This window comes from Streptomyces rhizosphaerihabitans (assembly GCF_025399795.1).
Taxonomy (GTDB): Bacteria; Actinomycetota; Actinomycetes; order Streptomycetales; family Streptomycetaceae; genus Streptomyces; species Streptomyces rhizosphaerihabitans.
Genome location: NZ_JAODTZ010000029.1, coordinates 19,128 through 37,044 on the forward strand (window position 1 = coordinate 19,128; position 17,917 = coordinate 37,044).

Genomic DNA, 17,917 nt, shown 5'->3' on the forward strand with positions numbered 1-17,917 from the left:
CGTTCACGCCACCTCCTCGTCCGCCGGGCCGACCGCGTGCCCGCAGGGCGGGTTCACGCACCGCACCTCGGCCCGTTCCGGGAACGCCCGCAGCGACACCGAGTCGCAGGCCGGGCAGCGGCCGGGCAGGCGGACCATCTGCTCCGGGTCGCCGAGCGCGCGGGCGCAGCGCGCGGCCATCCGCCGGGTCTCGTCCTCGACGTGGGCGGCCAGCACCGGGTCGGGGGCGATCCGCTCCAGCAGCCCGGCGATCCGGCGCAGCCGAACCGGTACGGAGGCCGGGGGCACCGGACGCAGGCCGAGCCGTTCCCGTACGGCCTCCTCCAGTTCGACGACGCCGTCGGTGATGTCGCGCAGGGCGTCGGAAACATGCAGGCGTACGGGGGCGCCGGTGCCGCCGACCGGCCCGCCGCCGCGCCGTTCCCGCAGCCCCCCGTGGGCGGCGGGCACCAGCTCGGCGACCAGTTCGGGGAACCGGCGCAGCAGGGAGGTGATCCAGACGGCGGGGCTCATACGGCGACCTCGCGTCCGTTGCGCCACAGCCGCCCGCCGCTGACGCCGTCGAACCATGTGCGCGAGGGGTCTACGACAGCCTCGCACTCGCGTCGGATCGGACACTGATTGCATGCGCGCAACGTATGTTCCGCGTCGGAAGGGTTACGGGTGAACACGTAGTGTTGTGGAAGATTGACGCAGGCCGCGGCCCTACGCCAGTCAAGTTCGCTGGTCACGAGCGATACCTCCCCAGGTGGTGGGAATATTCGTTCGATATATGCGAGCAACGGTCAGCGTGACATCGTGCGAGCGCGAGCGCAAGTGACTTGCGGGGTGGCGGGGCAGGAAGGGGATGGCGGGAAGGGGGTGGCCCGAATGTGACCAGTGGTGCAGCATTCGAACGTATGTTCTAGAGATGATGGCGAGGTCGTCCACGGAGAGGTGAGGAAAAATGGGTCCCCTTACGCGCGTGCGCGCACACTCCAGGTGCGCGCGCGATCGGTACGCTGCTCCCGACACGAGGGGAGAGCGGGAACATGGGGCCCAGTCCACGCGCCGCGAGCACGGAACGAACAGAACGAACGGAACGAACCGACGCGCTGGAGGAGTTCGCCGTCTGGGTCGAGGGCCTGATGCGGGACCGCGGCTACGTGATCGACGGCCCACGCGGCGGTGGCAAGTCGCGGCTGGCCGACGACTCCGGTGTCCACCGGGCCGCGGTGACCCGGCTGCTGCAGCGGCAGAGCATGCCGGACCTCGAGACCATGCGCCGCCTGGCCGTGGTGCTCGGAGTGCCGCTGCGGGACATGCTGATCCGCTCCGGGCGGCTGTCCGAGGACGATCTGCCGCTCGAACCCGGCCCGGGAGCGGACCCGGGAGCGAGCAGGCGGCTGAGCCCGGAGGAGGCGGCGCGGCGCATGGGCGTACCGGAGGACCTGCGTGGTCTGTTCGTGAAGGTCGCCCGGCAGTTTCTGGGAGAGGGGCCTTAGGGAAAGAGACGCGGGACGGGGGAGTCGGGAGTGCAAGGAGTGCACACATGGGTGACGGGGGACGCCGGGACGATGACAAGGACGGCACCGGTGGTGAAGGGTCGTACACCGAGGCGGAGCGGGTTACCCGGCTGCTGGGCGATCTGCTGATCGCGCTGGGTGAGAAGGTCCAGGAGGCGGGACCGGAAGGGGTCCGCATCCTCACCGACGAGGAGGTGCAGCGGGCCAACCTCCAGTGGTACCGCACGGGCTGGGAGGAGCACGCACGGGCGGTCCGCCCGTCCGGCGAGCCCGAGTCGCCGGGCCGTGTGGCGGCCGCTCCGGCTGATCCGGCCACCCCGGCGGAGCATCCGGCGGATCCCGACCCCCTGTCCGCCATGGGCCGCCTGCTCGACTTCCCCGGCCACGGTGCCCCGGCCGTCGGCCAGGGCGGCGAGCGCGCCCGGGCGGAGCTGCGGCACCGGCACGACGAACCCGGCGCCGGACGGCACGAGCGCGTCCGGCAACGCGGCGAGGGCTCCGACGCGGTACGGCGGCCCGACGGTGAAGGATGAAGGAGCAGGAAGAAGCCGTCGACGCAGTCGATATCGACCTGCGGAACCATGGGCCGAGGGGACGGAGAACCTCTCGGTCACCGGCTCGAAACTGAAGAGCGGGGGAGTTCGAGTTCGGCGATGGTGAGACCGGCGATCAGGCCTGTGATTTCAAGATCCTTGATTTTTTTCCCACGGTTTCGTCCGGGTTTCCTGACGTACCCGGCTCTGAGTGGCCGGCGCTTCGGCGTTCGACTTGAGTGCCGTGGACTCGATGCCTTTCTGGCTGATGAGTCCAGTCAGGAAGGAAACATCCGCTTTCCTCTGTAATTCTGTACACAGATCGTCGATCTCCCTCTCGAGGTCGGCTGCGGGTTTGTCAGCCATGGGTTTCTTTCCCTCACGGTTTTGGTACGGTCGATCCGTGAATCTGGGGGTTGTCGCAGCGGTTTTCGAGCTCTGTGCGGGTATCGCCGCCGTGGCGTGAGGGGTGAACCTCTATGTGCAGGGCTTGCGTGAGTACGGGCGCATGGTCACGCAGGAAGTCGAGATCCTTGACTCCGTCGATCTTCCGGTCGGCGTCTCCTATCAGTTCGTTCCGGTCGGGAATGTGGCGGCTGAATTGCAGTCGGACGACGCCTCCAAGGAATTCGCCGGTACCCCGAGAGAATTCGAAGATCGACGCTTCATGGCGGGAGACCGGATACTCATCGACTTCGATCCGGGTTATCAGCTGTTCTTCTATCCCGCCGGCCGGTATCCGCGGGCCCGCCTCTGGCCGGTTGCACTCGTCGCGACGCTGATCGGCACGGCGGCGGCCCTGGGAGTTGCCAACCTGCTGTGACGGGCCACGGTATGTCCGCCGGTGCGCCGCGCCTCTTGTGCGTAAGGCCTGGCCGACGGTGATCGGACGAAAGGCGGGGATGTGTCGGCGGTCTGGGTGTGTTTCGCGGTTTGCCTGTGGGGGGCCTGGTGGGCCCGTCGCAGGGTGCGGCGCGTCTTCTGGCTCAATGAGCACGGCGTGTTGGGGGAGGCGGTGTGTGAAGACGTCTTCTGGAGCGACGGTGAGGGGATGTCGATCTGCTATTTCCAGCCGAGCAAGGGGAAACGGGTGATGGTGAAGTCCTCCAGGAGCCCGCGGGACCCCATGTTCGAGGTGGGGGAAGTGGCACAGGTTCTCTACGACCCCGGCCGGCCGACCCGTGCCGTCCTGGTGGAGGACCGCGCGGAGTCGGTCGGGGGATACCGTGCCGCTATGTACATCTTCTTCGCGGGCGCGACGATTCTCGCGGGAGTGGGCGTGATCAAGGCCCTGGTGTGACGCATACCGCGTCGCTCGGGGCCCCGTCTCGCGTCAGGCGAGAAATCGGGCCATGTTTGCCGGGCTCGGCATGATGGTGGGGTCCGCCGGAACGCCGTCCCCGCCGGAACGCCGTCCCCGCCTCCAGGGCCTCGCAAGCCGGCCCGAAGGGCGAGGCGCAGGGAACGTCCTCCTGCGCGAGCGCGCCACCGGTGTCCGGCGCAGGCCCCGCACGCCGACGCCCCGCACCGGACAGGTGCGGGGCGTCGGTCGTGCCGAACGGGGCGGTTACTTCACGGGTTCGGGTTCCGGTTCGTTCTCCGATTCCGCCTCGCCGGCCGGGGGTTCGTCCGCGACAGGCGTCCTGACGGACTCCAGCAGCAGCTGCGCCACGTCCACGACCTGGACGGACTCCTTCGCCTTGCCCTCGTTCTTCTTGCCGTTGACCGAGTCGGTCAGCATGACGAGGCAGAACGGGCAGGCGGTGGAGACGATGTCCGGGTTCAGCGACAGAGCCTCGTCGACACGCTCGTTGTTGATGCGCTTGCCGATCCGCTCCTCCATCCACATCCGCGCGCCACCGGCGCCGCAGCAGAAGCCGCGTTCCTTGTGGCGGTGCATCTCCTGCTGGCGCAGGCCCGGGACGGCGGACATGATCTCGCGCGGGGGCGTGTAGATCTTGTTGTGGCGGCCCAGGTAGCAGGGGTCGTGGTAGGTGATGAGCCCGTCCACCGGGGTCACCGGGAGCAGCTTGCCCTCGTCGATGAGGTGCTGGAGCAGCTGGGTGTGGTGGATGACCTCGTAGTCGCCGCCGAGCTGCGGGTACTCGTTGCCGATGGTGTTGAGGCAGTGCGGGCAGGTGGCGACGATCTTCTTCGCCGTCCTCGGCTTCTTGGTCGACTCGTCCTCGTCGTCCTCGCCGAACGCCATGTTCAGTGCCGCGACGTTCTCCATGCCGAGCTCCTGGAACAGGGGCTCGTTGCCGAGGCGGCGGGCGGAGTCACCGGTGCACTTCTCGTCGCCGCCCATGATCGCGAACTTGACGCCCGCCATGTGCAGCAGCTCCGCGAAGGCCTTCGTGGTCTTCTTGGCCCGGTCCTCCAGGGCGCCGGCGCAGCCGACCCAGTAGAGGTACTCGACCTCGCTGAGGTCCTCGATGTCGCGGCCGACGACAGGGATCTCGAAGTCGACCTCCTTGGTCCACTCGAGGCGCTGCTTCTTGGCCAGACCCCAGGGGTTGCCCTTCTTCTCCAGGTTCTTGAGCATCGTGCCCGCCTCGGACGGGAACGCGCTCTCGATCATCACCTGGTAGCGGCGCATGTCGACGATGTGGTCGATGTGCTCGATGTCGACCGGGCACTGCTCGACACAGGCGCCGCAGGTGGTGCAGGACCACAGGACGTCCGGGTCGATGACGCCGTTCTCCTCGGCGGTGCCGATGAGGGGGCGCTCGGCCTCCGCGAGGGCGGCGGCGGGGACGTCCTTCAGCTGCTCTTCGGAGGCCTTCTCCTCGCCCTCCATGTTCTTGCCGCCGCCGGCCAGCAGGTACGGGGCCTTGGCGTGCGCGTGGTCGCGCAGCGACATGATGAGGAGCTTGGGGGAGAGCGGCTTGCCGGTGTTCCAGGCGGGGCACTGCGACTGGCAGCGACCGCACTCGGTGCAGGTGGAGAAGTCGAGCAGGCCCTTCCAGGAGAACTGCTCGACCTGGGAGACACCGAAGACGTCGTCCTCACCGGGGTCGGTGAAGTCGATGGCCTTGCCGCCGCTGGTCATCGGGAGCAGCTCACCGAGGGCGGTCGCGCCCTTGGCGTCGCGCTTGAACCAGATGTTGGGGAAGGCGAGGAAGCGGTGCCAGGCGACACCCATGTTGGTGTTGAGGCCGACCGTGATCGCCCAGCCCATGGTGACGCCGAGCTTGATCATGGCGGTCAGGTAGACCAGGTTCTGCAGCGTTCCGACGCTCAGGCCCTTGAAGGCGGCGACCAGGGGGTACGAGGCCCAGTACGCGGCCTCGTAGTGGTCGACGCCGTGGATCGCGCCTTCCAGGCCGCGCAGGGTCATGATCGCGAGGCCGATGACGAGGATCACGGCCTCGACGAAGTACGCCTGACCCGTCTTGGAGCCGGCGAAGCGCGACTTGCGGCCCGGCTTGGACGGCCGGTTCAGCTGGCGGACCGCGATCAGCACGAGGATGCCGAGCGTCGTGAACAGGGCGATGAACTCGGTGTAGAGCTCGTACGGAAGCCAGCCGCCGAGGACGGGAAGCGTCCAGTCGGCCTTGAACAGCTGGCCGTAGGCCGTGACGATCGTCAGGCCCAGGGTCAGGAAGCCGACGGCCACGAACCAGTGCGCGACGCCGATGATCCCCCACCGGTTCATACGGGTGTGGCCGACGAACTCCTTGGCCAGCGTGACGCTGCGGGCCTTCCAGTCGTCGGTGCGGCTGCCGGCGGGTACGGCCTGGCCGAGCTTGATGAACCGGTAGATCTGCGCGACGGCCCGCGCGATCAGCGCGACGCCGACCACGGTCAGGACCAGCGACACAATGATCGCGGCGAGTTGCATTCGGGGGCTCCTCGGGCCTGCGAGGTGTTGCTTCGAGGGTGACCTCGAAGGTGATTACTAAGCGGTAACTTATGCAGTCCGTCTGAGACTACCCACTTCCTCCGCCGCACTGTAGCCAGAGGTGCGGTGATCTGCGTCGCTGAGGGAAGCCTGAGTGGTCGTGCCGGGGGCGGGCAGAAGGGCCGGTTCGCCCGGGGACGACAGGACACGTAAACCCGATCGTGTTATTCACCCAATACTGTGACAATTACCCCTAAATTGGCGACGTGCTGTACGGAATCACGGCCGCCACCGCCGCTCTGCTCCTGACCGCCGCGCTCGCCGCGCTGCTGCGGTCGTTCTCCCTGCGCTTCGGTGCGGTCGACGGGACGGGGCCTCCCGCGCGCCGGGCGAAACCGCGGGCCCCCGGGAGGGGGAAGCCGGTTCCGCTCCTCGGTGGGGTCGCCGTGGCCGGCGCGACGGCGCTCGTCGGCTGGGCCGGGGACTGGACCGGCGCCGCCCCGCTCGGACCGGAGGCCGGACGGCTGCTGGTCGCCGGGATCGTGGTCGCGCTGCTCGGCCTGGCCGCCGATCTGCTGCCCGTGCCCCCGGTGGTGGTCGTCGCCGGTGTCACCGGCGCCGCCGCGCTGACCGTCCCCTACGACGAACTCGGCGTGCCTGCCGGAGCGCTGGCCGTGGCCTGGATCCTCTTCGTCACGCAGACCTTCCGCTCCCTCGACCATGCCGACGGGGTGATGGGGACGGTCGGCGTCATCACCGCGTTCGCGCTCAGCGGGTGCGCGGCCGCCGAGGTCATGGACGGGCTCGCGGCGCTGCTCAGCGTGCTGGCCGCCGCCCTCACCGGCTTCCTGATGCACGGATGGCCGCCGGCCCGGATCGCGCCGGGGCGGTGCGGCTCGCTGTTCGCCGGGTTCGTGCTGGCCGCGGCGCTCGTGCAGGTGCACGCGGAGCGGCCCGTCGGGTCCGGGTTCGGCGCCGGGTTCGCGCTGACGGCCGTGGCCAGTGCCGACGCCGTCCTGGTCCTGGTGTCGCGGCGGCGGGCGGGGCGGCCGCTGCTGCGCCCGGCGCCGGACCATCTGGTGCACCGGCTGCGGCGGGCGGGGCTGACCCGGCAGGGGGTCATGGTCGTGACGGGTCTCGCCGCCTTCGCGGGTGCGCTGGTGGGACTGCTCATCGATCTCGGGTGGCTGGGGGCCGGTGCCGCCTGGTGGCCGGCCGGTGCCGTGGCGGTGATCGCCGTGGTGGCGGCGGTGCGTCCGGGACCCCGCCCGCGCCGCCCCCATCCGCATGCGATCCCCGCCCCCGGGGGACCCGTCCCGCGCTCGTCGGGTCGGCCGGAACGGCCTCGTTCGGCGGCTTCGGATGCCGTGAAGGTTCACTGACTCTGCGAGAAAGTCGCAGGTCAACGGCTCCATGCGTGTAAGGAGCGGATAAGAGTTGAGCCCCTGCGACTCAGGTCTGTTGACCGGGAGGCGGACGTCGTGCACACTTGAGTCCGTTCCACTCAAGTCATTGTTGGAGGAATCGAAATGGCACGTGCGGTCGGCATCGACCTGGGCACGACTAACTCAGTCGTCAGCGTTCTGGAGGGCGGCGAGCCCACCGTCATCACCAACGCCGAGGGCGCCAGGACCACGCCGTCCGTCGTCGCCTTCGCGAAGAACGGTGAGGTGCTCGTCGGCGAGGTCGCCAAGCGCCAGGCGGTCACGAACGTGGACCGGACCATCCGTTCGGTGAAGCGTCACATGGGCACGGACTGGAAGATCGAGCTCGACGGGAAGAGCTTCAACCCGCAGCAGATGAGCGCCTTCATCCTGCAGAAGCTGAAGCGCGACGCGGAGGCGTACCTGGGCGAGAAGGTGGCCGACGCGGTCATCACCGTCCCGGCGTACTTCAACGACTCCGAGCGTCAGGCGACGAAGGAAGCCGGTGAGATCGCCGGTCTCAACGTCCTTCGTATCGTCAACGAGCCCACCGCGGCCGCGCTCGCGTACGGCCTCGACAAGGACGACCAGACGATCCTCGTCTTCGACCTCGGTGGCGGCACGTTCGACGTGTCCCTCCTGGAGATCGGTGACGGCGTCGTCGAGGTGAAGGCCACCAACGGTGACAACCACCTCGGTGGTGACGACTGGGACCAGCGCGTCGTCGACTACCTGGTGCAGCAGTTCCGCTCCGGTCACGGCGTGGACCTCGCCAAGGACAAGATGGCGCTCCAGCGTCTGCGCGAGGCCGCCGAGAAGGCCAAGATCGAGCTGTCCTCGTCCACCGAGACCTCGATCAACCTGCCCTACATCACGGCCTCCGCCGAGGGCCCGCTACACCTGGACGAGAAGCTCACGCGCGCCCAGTTCCAGCAGCTGACGGCCGACCTCCTGGAGCGCTGCAAGACGCCGTTCCACAACGTCATCAAGGACGCCGGCATCCAGCTGTCCGAGATCGACCACGTCGTTCTCGTCGGCGGCTCCACCCGTATGCCCGCCGTCGCCGAGCTCGTCAAGGAGCTGACCGGTGGCAACGAGGCCAACAAGGGTGTGAACCCGGACGAGGTCGTCGCCATCGGCGCGGCCCTCCAGGCCGGTGTCCTCAAGGGTGAGGTCAAGGACGTCCTGCTCCTCGACGTGACCCCGCTGTCCCTCGGCATCGAGACCAAGGGAGGGATCATGACGAAGCTCATCGAGCGGAACACGACGATCCCGACCAAGCGGTCCGAGATCTTCACCACCGCCGAGGACAACCAGCCGTCCGTGCAGATCCAGGTCTACCAGGGCGAGCGCGAGATCGCGGCGTACAACAAGAAGCTCGGGATGTTCGAGCTGACCGGTCTGCCGCCGGCCCCGCGCGGTGTCCCGCAGATCGAGGTCGCCTTCGACATCGACGCCAACGGCATCATGCACGTGACCGCGAAGGACCTCGGCACGGGCAAGGAGCAGAAGATGACCGTCACCGGTGGCTCCTCGCTGCCGAGGGACGAGGTCGACCGGATGCGCCAGGAGGCCGAGAAGTACGCGGACGAGGACCACGCCCGCCGCGAGGCCGCCGAGACCCGCAACCAGGGCGAGCAGCTCGTCTACCAGACGGAGAAGTTCCTCAAGGACAACGAGGACAAGGTCCCCGGCGACGTCAAGACCGAGGTCGAGGCGTCCGTCGAGGAGCTGAAGGCCGCGCTCAAGGGCGAGGACGCCGCCGAGATCCGCACCGCCACCGAGAAGGTCGCCGCGGTCTCGCAGAAGCTGGGCCAGGCCATGTACGCCGACGCCCAGGCCGCGCAGGCCGCGGGCGGCGACGCCCACGGCGCCGAGGCCCCGAAGGCCGACGACGACGTCGTCGACGCCGAGATCGTCGACGAGGACCGCCGGGACGGTGCCGCGTGACGGAGGAGACCCCGGGCTTCGAAGAGCAGCCCGACGTCCCTTCCGGCGCCACCTCTGACGACGCCGAGCCGCAGTCCGCCACCCCCTCTGCGGAGGGGGCGGCGGCCCCGGACGGGGACGCAGCAGCACAGTTGGTCGGCCTGACGGCCCAGCTGGACCAGGCCCGCATGGCGCTCACCGAGCGCACCGCGGACCTCCAGCGGCTCCAGGCCGAGTTCCAGAACTACCGCCGCCGGGTCGAGCGCGACCGGATCGCGGTCAGGGAGGTCGCCGTGGCGAGCCTCCTGACCGAACTCCTGCCCGTGCTCGACGACATCGGCCGCGCGCGGGATCACGGCGAGCTCGTCGGCGGATTCAAGTCCGTCGCCGAATCGCTGGAGACGGTCGCGGCGAAGATGGGGCTCCAGCAGTTCGGCAAGGAGGGCGAGCCCTTCGACCCGACGATCCACGAGGCCTTGATGCACTCGTACGCGCCGGACGTCACCGAGACGACGTGCGTGGCGATTCTGCAGCCGGGGTATCGCTTCGGCGAGCGCACCATCCGCCCCGCGCGGGTGGCTGTCGCCGAGCCGCAGCCCGGGGCGCAGACGGTCAAGGCCGAGGAGTCGGCCGAGGCGGTCGAGGACAAGGAGAGCGGTGGCCCGGACGAGGGCTGAGCTTGAACGGAGCGGGAAGGAGGGACGTCGGGGATGAGCACCAAGGACTTCATCGAGAAGGACTTCTACAAGGTCCTCGGCGTCCCCAAGGACGCCACCGAGGCCGAGATCAAGAAGGCGTACCGGAAGCTCGCCCGCGAGTTCCACCCGGATGCCAACAAGGGCAACGCCAAGGCCGAGGAGCGCTTCAAGGAGATCTCCGAGGCGAACGACGTGCTCGGCGACCCCAAGAAGCGCAAGGAGTACGACGAGGCACGCGCCCTCTTCGGCAACGGTGGCTTCCGGCCGGGTCCCGGCGCCGGCGGCGGCAACTTCAACTTCGACCTGGGGGACCTCTTCGGAGGCGGCGCCCAGGGCCAGGGAGCGGGAGGAGCCGGCGGCTTCGGCGGCGGCATAGGTGACGTCTTCGGGGGGCTGTTCAATCGCGGGGGCGCCACCACGGGCACGCGAACACAGCCCCGGCGCGGCCAGGACATCGACACCGAGGTCACGCTCTCCTTCACGGAGGCGGTGGACGGCGCGACCGTTCCGCTGCGCATGACCTCGCAGGCGCCCTGCAAGGCCTGTTCGGGCACCGGCGACGCGAACGGCACACCGCGTGTGTGCCCGACGTGCGTCGGCACCGGCCAGGTCGCCCGCGGCTCGGGCGGTGGCTTCTCGCTCACCGACCCCTGCCCGGACTGCAAGGGCCGCGGACTGATCTCGGAGAACCCCTGCGAGATCTGCAAGGGCAGCGGCCGTGCCAAGTCGTCCCGCACCATGCAGGTCCGGATCCCCGCGGGTGTCAGCGACAACCAGCGGATCCGGCTGCGCGGCAAGGGCGCGCCCGGCGAGCGGGGCGGCCCGTCCGGCGACCTGTACGTCACGGTCCATGTGGACGCCCACCCGGTCTTCGGCCGCAAGGAAGACAACCTCACCGTCACCGTGCCCGTCACCTTCGCGGAGGCGGCACTGGGCGGCGAGGTGAAGGTGCCGACGCTGGGCGGCCCCCCGGTGACCCTGAAACTGCCGCCGGGCACCCCCAACGGACGTACCATGCGCGCCCGGGGCAGGGGCGCGGTCCGCAAGGACGGCACGCGGGGCGACCTCCTCGTCACCGTCGAAGTGACGGTCCCCCAGGACCTGTCCGGCAAGGCTCGTGACGCTCTGGAGGCGTATCGCGAGGCGACCGCGGGTGAGGATCCGCGGGCGGAGCTGTTCCAGGCCGCGAAGGGAGCATGACGGAGCCATGGACACGACCGGTCGTCGGCGCAACCCGTACGAACTGACCGAGGAGACTCCGGTATACGTCATCTCGGTGGCGGCCCAGCTCTCCGGACTGCACCCGCAGACCCTGCGTCAGTACGACCGGCTCGGTCTGGTCTCTCCCGACCGCACGGCGGGCCGGGGCCGCCGTTACTCGGCCCGCGACATCGAGCTGCTGCGCACCGTCCAGCAGTTGTCGCAGGACGAGGGCATCAACCTGGCCGGCATCAAGCGCATCATCGAGCTGGAGAACCAGGTGGCCGCGCTCCAGTCCCGTGTGGCGGAGATGGAGTCGGCACTCGACGGTGCCGCGGCCGCCATGCGGCAGCGCGAGGCCGCCGTGCACGCCTCCTACCGCCGTGACCTGGTTCCGTACCAGGAGGTCCAGCAGACCAGCGCGCTGGTGGTGTGGCGTCCCAAGCGGGCGTCGGAGTAGAACCCGGGCGTCGGAGTGGAACCCGGTCGCCCTGGCAGGACACGGACACCCTGGCAGGACATGGACACCCGAGGGGCCCGGAGGTCATCGACCTCCGGGCCCCTCGCGCGTTCAGGGAGCGAGGACCGTGTCACCGGCGCCGGGCACCGACTCGGTGCCGTCGGCGTGCACGGCCGTCACCCAGTAGTAGGTGATGCCCCGCTCGGCCGTGGCGTCACGGTACGAGCCCTGGCCGGTGCCGCCGATCCTGCTGGAGGAGCCGTTTCGGACGTCGCCCGGTACACCTCGTACGAGGCCACTCCCGAGGCCGTGCTCCAGCCGGGTCCCCCAGCACGCCCTTCTCGAAGGCGTCGGTGACGGCCGCGCCCTGGGGCACGGCGGGCGCCGTCCGGTCGGTGGTGGTCACCGCGCGGTCCGTCGTGCCCGCGGACCGGTTGCCCGGCGTGTCGTAGGCGCGGACCTCGTATGAGCAGGTCCCGCCGGTCAGCGGGAGGGGCGCGTAGGTGTACGAGGTGGCGGTCGTGGTGGTCGCTCGCGTCCCGTGGTGCCGCGCTTGAGGCGGCGGAAGACGTGCTGTCCCCGCGAGGTCCGTCTCCTGGTTCTCGGACCAGGTGACCTTGGCCCTGCCCGTGACCGTGTCGTACGAGGACGAAGAACCCGTGGGCATGAGTGGCTTGATCCGATCGGCGCCGCCGGAAGCGTCTGTTTTGTAATTGAAAGAGAGATTTGCCCGACCCGTCCCGTTGGAGAAATCGACGCACAGGGTGCACTTTCCGGGCGGAATAGTCAGGTTGGCCGTTTTGCGGAGAGTGGCCGACATGTTCCTTCGGGGTCGGCTTTGCGCATGCAGTCCGGATGGATCCGCATTCCGGCCTGGGGTGTCACGGGGTGCGTGCAGGGGTTGCCCGGGCCTGAGGCGCGGATCGTCGTCCCGCGGACGCCGAAGTTGTGGTCGGGCGGCTCCGGCGCGGGCGCGCCGGAGCCCGGTTGTGGTCGATAACGAAGCCTTGGTCCGTCTTCTTCCATGCGTACGAGAAAGCGTCGTTCGCGGAGAACTGCCGCTTATGGACAGGCGATGTGCGGTTGGTCACTGCGGAGGCGGCTGCACCGGCCACGGTGAGCGGCCCGACCGCGGTGGCGAAACGAGGGCCGGGGAGGGTGCGCCCTTCGCGCCGGTGGCTCTGTCCTGCGTTCTTTCCGGTCTGCCCGATCGTCAACGGTGGTTAAAAATCTGTCGGCGACCACATCTCCTGTGAATGGGAGTTGGCCGCACGGGTGAATGACAGAAGGTGAAGCTGAGGGGATTGGTCGAAGGTTGGGCGTAGTCTTTTCCCGTCGTGTTCACTTGTGGAACACGAAACGCCGTTGCCATCTCGTTAAGTGGTTACTCCTTGACGCTGAGGTGATCGCCGCGTTGGCTTTCAGCCACCTGGGTCGCAATGCTGCAACCTCGCCCGGAAGGCACCTGATGTGAACACTCGTAACACCGGCCTCCGCCGTACCGTCGTACCCCTTGCGTCGTCCGTCATGGCCGTCACCCTCGCCGGCTGCGGCATGGGCCTCGGCGGGAGCGGCACCTCGGCAAGCCCCACGAAGGGCGACGACATCAAGGTGGGCCTGCTCCTTCCTGAGAAGGAGAACACTCGTTACGACAAGTTCGACTACCCGATCATCAAGGAGCAGGTCCGGAAACTCACCGAGGGCAAGGGCGCCGTCGTCTACGAGAACGCCGAGGCGGACGCGGCCAAGCAGCTCCGCCAGCTCCAGCAGATGGTCGACGACAAGGTCGACGTCATCCTCGTGGACGCCGTGGACGCGGTGTCCATAGCGAAGGGCGTGAGCAAGGCGAAGGAGGCCGGTATCCCGGTCATCGCCTACGACCGCCTGGCCCAGGGGCCGATCGACGCGTACATCTCCTTCGACAACGAGCTGGTCGGCGAGGTCCAGGGCAAGGCCCTGGTCAGCGCGCTGGGCGCCGACTCGGCCTCGAAGAAGATCATCATGATGAACGGCTCGCCGACCGACCCGAACGCGGCGCAGTTCAAGGCCGGCGCCCAGTCCGAGCTCCAGGACAAGGTGATCATCGCCAAGTCGTACGACACCACGGACTGGAAGCCGGAAAACGCCAAGGTCAACATGGAGAAGTCCATCCAGAACTTCGGCCTGAGCAACATCGCCGGTGTCTACGCCGCCAACGACGGCATCGCGGGCGCGGTCATCGACGTCTTCAAGGCCGCGGGCGTCAGCAAGGTGCCGCCGGTCACCGGTCAGGACTCCGAGCTCGTCGCCGTGCAGCGGATCATCAAGGGCGACCAGTTCATGAGCGTGTACAAGTCGTACCCGCAGGAGGCCAGCGCCGCCGCCGAGATGGCAGTCGCCCGGGTCCAGGGCCGCTCGATCGAGTTCGACGCGCTCACCCGCGACAAGGTCAGCAGCCCCACGAACAAGAACATCCCGTCCCAGCTCGTGCCCGTGGTGGACCTCACCTCGGACAACATCAGGAAAACGGTCATCCAGGACAGCATCTACACCGTCAAGGAGATCTGCACGACGCCCTACAAGGCGGCCTGCAACTCGCTCGGTATCAAGTAGGACGTTCGCCCGGCCGTCCCGGGACCGGGCGGTGGGCACGGACCGGCACGGTTCCGGCCCCGGGTGCGGGGTGCGCGCAGTGAGCGCGCACCCCGCACCCGGGGCCGCTCCGTTTCCGTTCCGCTTTCTGTTCCGCTTTCTGTTCCGCTTTCTGTTCCGGTTTCCGTGTCGGTTTCCGTGCGGTATCTGTCCCGGCCGGCTCCTGTCCGACGGATGCGGCCCGCGCCGCCCGGCGTGACGGACACGGGCCTCGGTGTCCGGGCCGGGGTGGCGGGCGGTGCGGGAGGCCCCACAGTGTGGCTGTGCGGCCGTCTGACCGCACGGCACCCGCTCGCCCCGGCCGGGCGCACACCTGGCCTCCCCGGCGCGCTCCGGGGGCCGTGCGCCCCGATCCAGGGGCCGTGCGCCCCGATCCGGCATGATCGCCCCATGCCCACGATCGTGTTGATGTCCGATCCGAAGATCGCCGCGATCCCCGTCGTGGACTGCGGCGAGCCGCTCCTGGACGTACGGACGACCGCCCCGTTCCCCGTCGACGCCCGCAGGAGCGACGACACCGGGGCGTACGCGCATCTGCGCGAAGGGGTGCTGAACCGGCTCGTGGCGGCGGGGGACCTCCTGCCGGACGGCATGCGGCTGCTGTTCGTCGAGGGGTACCGTCCGCCCTCGTTGCAGCGCCTCTACTTCGACCGGTACGCCGCCGGACTGCGCTCGGAACACCCCGAGTGGGATGCCGGGCGCCTGCGCGACGCGGCGAGCCGCTATGTGTCCCCACCGGAGATCGCCCCGCACAGCGCGGGCGCCGCCGTCGATCTCACCCTTGTCGACGCCGACGGCCGGGAACTGGACATGGGTACGCCGGTGAACGCGAGTCCCGAGGAGAGCGGCGGCGCCTGTTACACCGCCGCGGACGGCATCGGCGGGACGGCGCGCGCCCACCGCCGGCTCCTGGCCGGCGCGCTGACCGCCGCGGGTCTCGTCAACTACCCGACCGAGTGGTGGCACTGGTCCTACGGCGACCGCTACTGGGCGCTCGCCAAGGGCGCCGCTCACGCGATCTACGGGCCGCGTGAACTTTCCGTCACGGCCGCCGACCCGTCGTAGCCTCCGCTCGCGCGTGCGAAACGCGGTCGTCGCCTCCGTCGGGGCCGTGAGTACCCACCGCAAGTCCCCGAAAAATGACGGGAGTTGCGCCCTCAAGGCCACGGCCGGGACGCGGGCCGGCGTGCTCGCGGAGGCGTTCCGCGATGGGTCGGACGTCCGGGAGGCGCCCCCTTCAGCTTGTTGCAACGAGTGCGGCGAAGGTCATGATTTATGCGGATGAGAAGGGGCGAACGGACGCCCCTCGGCGACGCAGCCTTGTTGCGGTGCCGGACGCGTCCGCGCATAGTTGCGCTGCGGAGGACGCCCTGACGCGGGGCTCACGCCAGGGGTTGGAGCTGGAGCCAGGGGTGGGAGATGGCCGGGCACGGGACGGACAGGCATCCGCACGGCGCTGACCGACTGTGCGATGCGGGCGACCGGGTGTACTCCCGGGCCGTGCGGCGTGGCCGGGTGCCCCGCCAGGACGCCGAGTCGGTGCCCTGCCTGCTGGAACTGGCACTGCTGCACCCCGATCCGGACGACATGGGCTGGCTGGTGCCGACCTCGCCCCAGGAGGTCATGACGCGGCTCCTACGGGGTGTGTACGAGGAAGTCAGCGCGAGCCAGGCGCGGGTGGGCGACGCGGTGTCGGCCTTCGAGTGGTACGCGGGACTCGGCGGCCGGGTGCGGGCGCCGGCCGAAGGGGTGGCGATCCGCGTCCTCGACGGGCTGCCGCGGATCCACGCCGCCATGGACAAGGCGACCGAGGAGTGCACCAGCGAGGTCCTGACGGTGCAGCCGGGCGGTATCCGGCGCGAGGACGAACTCGTCGAGGGCCTGCACCGGGCGCTGGAGATGCGCCGCCGCGGGGTGCGCATGCGCGACCTGTACACCCACGTGGCCCGGCACGGCCAAGGCCTTCTGAACTACATGGAGTTGATGGGCGACGCGGCGGAGGCCCGCACGCTCGACGAGGTCGTCGAACGGCTCATCCTCTTCGACCGCAAGGTCGCCTTCATCCCCGCGAACCCGGACCGCACGATCGCGCTGGAGCTGCGCCACCCGGCGCTGGTGGACTACTTGGTGACGGTCTTCGAGCGGCTGTGGCGGCTGGCGATCCCGCTGACCTCGCCGATGCCCTCGACGGGCATCGAGGGCATCACCCACCGGGAGCGGTCCATCGCGGCGTTGCTGGCCGAGGGCCACCAGGACGCGGTCGTCGCGGAACGCCTGGGGATCAGCGTGCGGACGTGCCGGGCGCACATCGCCCGGCTGTCGGAGACGCTGGGCGCGGCGAGCCGGACGCAGTTGGGCGTGCGCATCGCCCAGGCGGGACTGGACGGACCGCAGCGTTCCCCCGAACTCGAGGCGGTCACCGTCGTGGAGGCGGCGTCGGGAGCCCCTGCCGTCCCCGACCGCGGATCCCCGGCCGGCCGCTGAGGAAGGCGGACCCGGCCCGGCGGGAATCGTCGGACAGGCTCTAGCGGCAGCCGGCGTCACTCCCCTCCTTCGGACTGGTCCAGGAGCCCCGACTGCGCTATCAGGAAGCCGAGTTGAGCCCGGCTCCCGCTGCCGAGGGCGGAGGCCAGCTTGGCGATGTGGGCGCGGCAGGTGCGGACGTTCATGCCCAGACGGCGGGCTATGGCCTCGTCCACATGCCCCTCGATGAGCAGTTTGGCGATCGAACGCTGGACGCCGGTGATGCCGTTGGGGCCGACATCGTTCGGGACGTCCTCGGTGAGCGGGACCGCGCGCTGCCAGAGCTGCTCGAAGACCTTGCTCAGGTACAGCACCAGGCCGGGGTGACGGAGTTCGAGGGCGACCCGCCGGTCGTCGCTGGCCGGGATGAAGGCGACGGTCCGGTCGAAGATGATCAGCCGTTCGATGAGTTCCTCGAGGGTGCGGACCTGGATCCGGCCGCCGGAGATGCGCTCCACATAGGCGAGCGTTCCCTGGCTGTGTCTGGCGGTGTGCTGGTACAGCGTGCGGATGCGCACCCCGCGGTCGGTGAGCGGCCTGTCGCGCTCCAGCGCCTGCATGAGGGCGTCGGCGGGGCGGCCGCCGCCCGGCTGGATCGTCAGCATCTCGGTGTGACACTCGGCGGTGGCCGAATTGAGCGCCGCGTTGATCCGGTCGAAGCCCTCCAGCACGGTGATCGCGTGGATGCTCGCCGCGCTCTGCGTGCTGATCGCGATGAACGGATCGAAGGAGTCGGTCAGTTCGATCGCCAGTCGCCGGCGTTCCTGGATCTCCCGTTCCAGGGGCTGCAGGCGCTGGGCGAGCGCGACGGACGGCGGAACCGGGCGCAGCCACTTCTCGTCGTCGGGGTCGGGATGAAGCAGTGCGAACTCCAAGAGGCAAGGGGCTGTTTCCACTTCGACCCGAGTGATGCGGCCGGAGTGCAGCGCGCTGGCGTAAAGGCGTGCTCCTTCGTCACACAACGTGGTGACAGCGTGGGGATGTGTCGGTTGTGAGTTGTTTGTGGTCAAATCTCCACCCCCCAGGGTCCTGAACGTGCAGGAACATGATGCATCGCTCCTGTGGCATTGACGTGCCTGAATGAGCCATCGTCTTGTGACGACGGGGGAGAAGATTCCATCAAGTGAGGACGAAGCCGACTATGCGAGCGAGATTGCTTGGTTCAGTGCT

The 17,917-nt window shown here is 69.2% G+C and carries 18 protein-coding genes; 12 read left to right on the forward strand and 6 right to left on the reverse strand.

The annotated features are described in order from the left end of the window. Window positions 1-3: 3 nt before the first annotated feature. A complete protein-coding gene (locus tag N4G66_RS26375; protein ID WP_315903693.1) occupies window positions 4-513 on the reverse strand; it encodes a hypothetical protein in 510 nt (169 codons plus the stop codon). Beyond that, the gene (locus N4G66_RS26380; protein ID WP_315903694.1) at window positions 510-731 is read right to left on the reverse strand and encodes a WhiB family transcriptional regulator; all 222 of its coding nucleotides are present in this window, start codon (window positions 729-731) and stop codon (window positions 510-512) included. The genes N4G66_RS26375 and N4G66_RS26380 overlap by 4 nt, the downstream gene beginning before the upstream one ends. Window positions 732-1,127: 396 nt before the next feature. On the opposite strand from N4G66_RS26380, the gene N4G66_RS26385 reads away from it, so the two are divergent. Next, window positions 1,128-1,484 (forward strand): helix-turn-helix domain-containing protein, encoded by a 357-nt coding sequence (locus tag N4G66_RS26385; protein WP_261706765.1) that lies wholly within the window; start codon window positions 1,128-1,130, stop codon window positions 1,482-1,484. 47 nt (window positions 1,485-1,531) lie between these two features. After that, window positions 1,532-2,038 carry a hypothetical protein gene (locus tag N4G66_RS26390; protein ID WP_261706687.1) on the forward strand — a complete coding sequence of 169 codons (507 nt, stop codon included), beginning with the start codon at window positions 1,532-1,534 and terminating at the stop codon, window positions 2,036-2,038. Window positions 2,039-2,188: 150 nt separating this feature from the next. On the opposite strand, the gene N4G66_RS26395 is transcribed toward N4G66_RS26390, so the two are convergent. After that, on the reverse strand, window positions 2,189-2,404 hold the full coding sequence (locus tag N4G66_RS26395; RefSeq protein ID WP_261706688.1) for a hypothetical protein: 216 nt from the start codon (window positions 2,402-2,404) through the stop codon (window positions 2,189-2,191). A gap of 103 nt (window positions 2,405-2,507) precedes the next feature. Here N4G66_RS26395 and N4G66_RS26400 point away from each other — a divergent pair, with 103 nt between their 5' ends. After that, window positions 2,508-2,861 carry a hypothetical protein gene (locus N4G66_RS26400; RefSeq protein ID WP_261706689.1) on the forward strand — a complete coding sequence of 118 codons (354 nt, stop codon included), beginning with the start codon at window positions 2,508-2,510 and terminating at the stop codon, window positions 2,859-2,861. Between the two features lie 228 nt (window positions 2,862-3,089). Next, the gene (locus tag N4G66_RS26405) at window positions 3,090-3,338 is read left to right on the forward strand and encodes a hypothetical protein (protein ID WP_261706690.1); all 249 of its coding nucleotides are present in this window, start codon (window positions 3,090-3,092) and stop codon (window positions 3,336-3,338) included. 267 nt (window positions 3,339-3,605) lie between these two features. Here the strand turns inward: N4G66_RS26405 and N4G66_RS26410 are convergent, their stop codons facing one another. Next, window positions 3,606-5,882, reverse strand: coding sequence for a (Fe-S)-binding protein (locus tag N4G66_RS26410; protein WP_261706691.1), 2,277 nt, complete (start codon window positions 5,880-5,882; stop codon window positions 3,606-3,608). Window positions 5,883-6,148: 266 nt separating this feature from the next. Between N4G66_RS26410 and N4G66_RS26415 the strand changes: the two genes are divergently transcribed. The 5 genes from N4G66_RS26415 (at window position 6,149) to N4G66_RS26435 (ending at window position 11,593) form a co-directional block, all read left to right on the forward strand. Next, window positions 6,149-7,264 carry an MraY family glycosyltransferase gene (locus tag N4G66_RS26415; protein ID WP_261706692.1) on the forward strand — a complete coding sequence of 372 codons (1,116 nt, stop codon included), beginning with the start codon at window positions 6,149-6,151 and terminating at the stop codon, window positions 7,262-7,264. Between the two features lie 147 nt (window positions 7,265-7,411). After that, window positions 7,412-9,256 (forward strand): molecular chaperone DnaK, encoded by a 1,845-nt coding sequence (gene dnaK, locus N4G66_RS26420; protein ID WP_261706693.1) that lies wholly within the window; start codon window positions 7,412-7,414, stop codon window positions 9,254-9,256. After that, window positions 9,253-9,912 carry a nucleotide exchange factor GrpE gene (gene grpE, locus N4G66_RS26425; protein ID WP_261706694.1) on the forward strand — a complete coding sequence of 220 codons (660 nt, stop codon included), beginning with the start codon at window positions 9,253-9,255 and terminating at the stop codon, window positions 9,910-9,912. The genes dnaK and grpE overlap by 4 nt, the downstream gene beginning before the upstream one ends. 33 nt (window positions 9,913-9,945) lie before the next feature. Next, window positions 9,946-11,133: a molecular chaperone DnaJ gene (dnaJ, locus tag N4G66_RS26430; RefSeq protein ID WP_261706695.1), complete on the forward strand. Its 1,188-nt coding sequence runs from the start codon at window positions 9,946-9,948 to the stop codon at window positions 11,131-11,133. Between the two features lie 7 nt (window positions 11,134-11,140). Then, window positions 11,141-11,593 carry a heat shock protein transcriptional repressor HspR gene (locus N4G66_RS26435; protein ID WP_261706696.1) on the forward strand — a complete coding sequence of 151 codons (453 nt, stop codon included), beginning with the start codon at window positions 11,141-11,143 and terminating at the stop codon, window positions 11,591-11,593. A 214-nt stretch (window positions 11,594-11,807) separates the two neighbouring features. On the opposite strand, the gene N4G66_RS26440 is transcribed toward N4G66_RS26435, so the two are convergent. Next, the gene (locus tag N4G66_RS26440; protein WP_261706697.1) at window positions 11,808-12,260 is read right to left on the reverse strand and encodes a hypothetical protein; all 453 of its coding nucleotides are present in this window, start codon (window positions 12,258-12,260) and stop codon (window positions 11,808-11,810) included. An 803-nt stretch (window positions 12,261-13,063) separates the two neighbouring features. Between N4G66_RS26440 and N4G66_RS26445 the strand changes: the two genes are divergently transcribed. From N4G66_RS26445 to N4G66_RS26455, 3 genes are all read left to right on the forward strand, one after another. Continuing rightward, complete coding sequence (locus N4G66_RS26445) at window positions 13,064-14,185, forward strand: sugar ABC transporter substrate-binding protein (protein ID WP_261706698.1); 1,122 nt, start codon at window positions 13,064-13,066, stop codon at window positions 14,183-14,185. A gap of 429 nt (window positions 14,186-14,614) precedes the next feature. Further along, window positions 14,615-15,289: a M15 family metallopeptidase gene (locus tag N4G66_RS26450; RefSeq protein WP_261706699.1), complete on the forward strand. Its 675-nt coding sequence runs from the start codon at window positions 14,615-14,617 to the stop codon at window positions 15,287-15,289. Window positions 15,290-15,643: 354 nt separating this feature from the next. Continuing rightward, window positions 15,644-16,708 (forward strand): helix-turn-helix transcriptional regulator, encoded by a 1,065-nt coding sequence (locus N4G66_RS26455; RefSeq protein WP_261706700.1) that lies wholly within the window; start codon window positions 15,644-15,646, stop codon window positions 16,706-16,708. Window positions 16,709-16,764: 56 nt separating this feature from the next. On the opposite strand, the gene N4G66_RS26460 is transcribed toward N4G66_RS26455, so the two are convergent. Then, window positions 16,765-17,757, reverse strand: a complete 993-nt coding sequence (locus tag N4G66_RS26460; RefSeq protein ID WP_261706701.1) for a helix-turn-helix transcriptional regulator — start codon at window positions 17,755-17,757, stop codon at window positions 16,765-16,767. Window positions 17,758-17,917 lie beyond the last annotated feature (160 nt).

Bases quoted from the DNA above. Each gene is read 5' to 3' on its own strand.
- N4G66_RS26440 (WP_261706697.1), bottom strand. From the start codon at position 12,260: ATGCCCACGGGTTCTTCGTCCTCGTACGACACGGTCACGGGCAGGGCC.
- N4G66_RS26385 (WP_261706765.1), top strand. From the start codon at position 1,128: ATGCGGGACCGCGGCTACGTGATCGACGGCCCACGCGGCGGTGGCAAG.
- dnaJ (WP_261706695.1), top strand. From the start codon at position 9,946: ATGAGCACCAAGGACTTCATCGAGAAGGACTTCTACAAGGTCCTCGGC.
- N4G66_RS26395 (WP_261706688.1), bottom strand. From the start codon at position 2,404: ATGGCTGACAAACCCGCAGCCGACCTCGAGAGGGAGATCGACGATCTG.
- N4G66_RS26390 (WP_261706687.1), top strand. From the start codon at position 1,532: ATGGGTGACGGGGGACGCCGGGACGATGACAAGGACGGCACCGGTGGT.
- N4G66_RS26405 (WP_261706690.1), top strand. From the start codon at position 3,090: ATGTCGATCTGCTATTTCCAGCCGAGCAAGGGGAAACGGGTGATGGTG.
- N4G66_RS26435 (WP_261706696.1), top strand. From the start codon at position 11,141: ATGGACACGACCGGTCGTCGGCGCAACCCGTACGAACTGACCGAGGAG.
- N4G66_RS26410 (WP_261706691.1), bottom strand. From the start codon at position 5,882: ATGCAACTCGCCGCGATCATTGTGTCGCTGGTCCTGACCGTGGTCGGC.
- dnaK (WP_261706693.1), top strand. From the start codon at position 7,412: ATGGCACGTGCGGTCGGCATCGACCTGGGCACGACTAACTCAGTCGTC.
- N4G66_RS26375 (WP_315903693.1), bottom strand. From the start codon at position 513: ATGAGCCCCGCCGTCTGGATCACCTCCCTGCTGCGCCGGTTCCCCGAA.
- N4G66_RS26450 (WP_261706699.1), top strand. From the start codon at position 14,615: ATGCCCACGATCGTGTTGATGTCCGATCCGAAGATCGCCGCGATCCCC.
- N4G66_RS26455 (WP_261706700.1), top strand. From the start codon at position 15,644: ATGGCCGGGCACGGGACGGACAGGCATCCGCACGGCGCTGACCGACTG.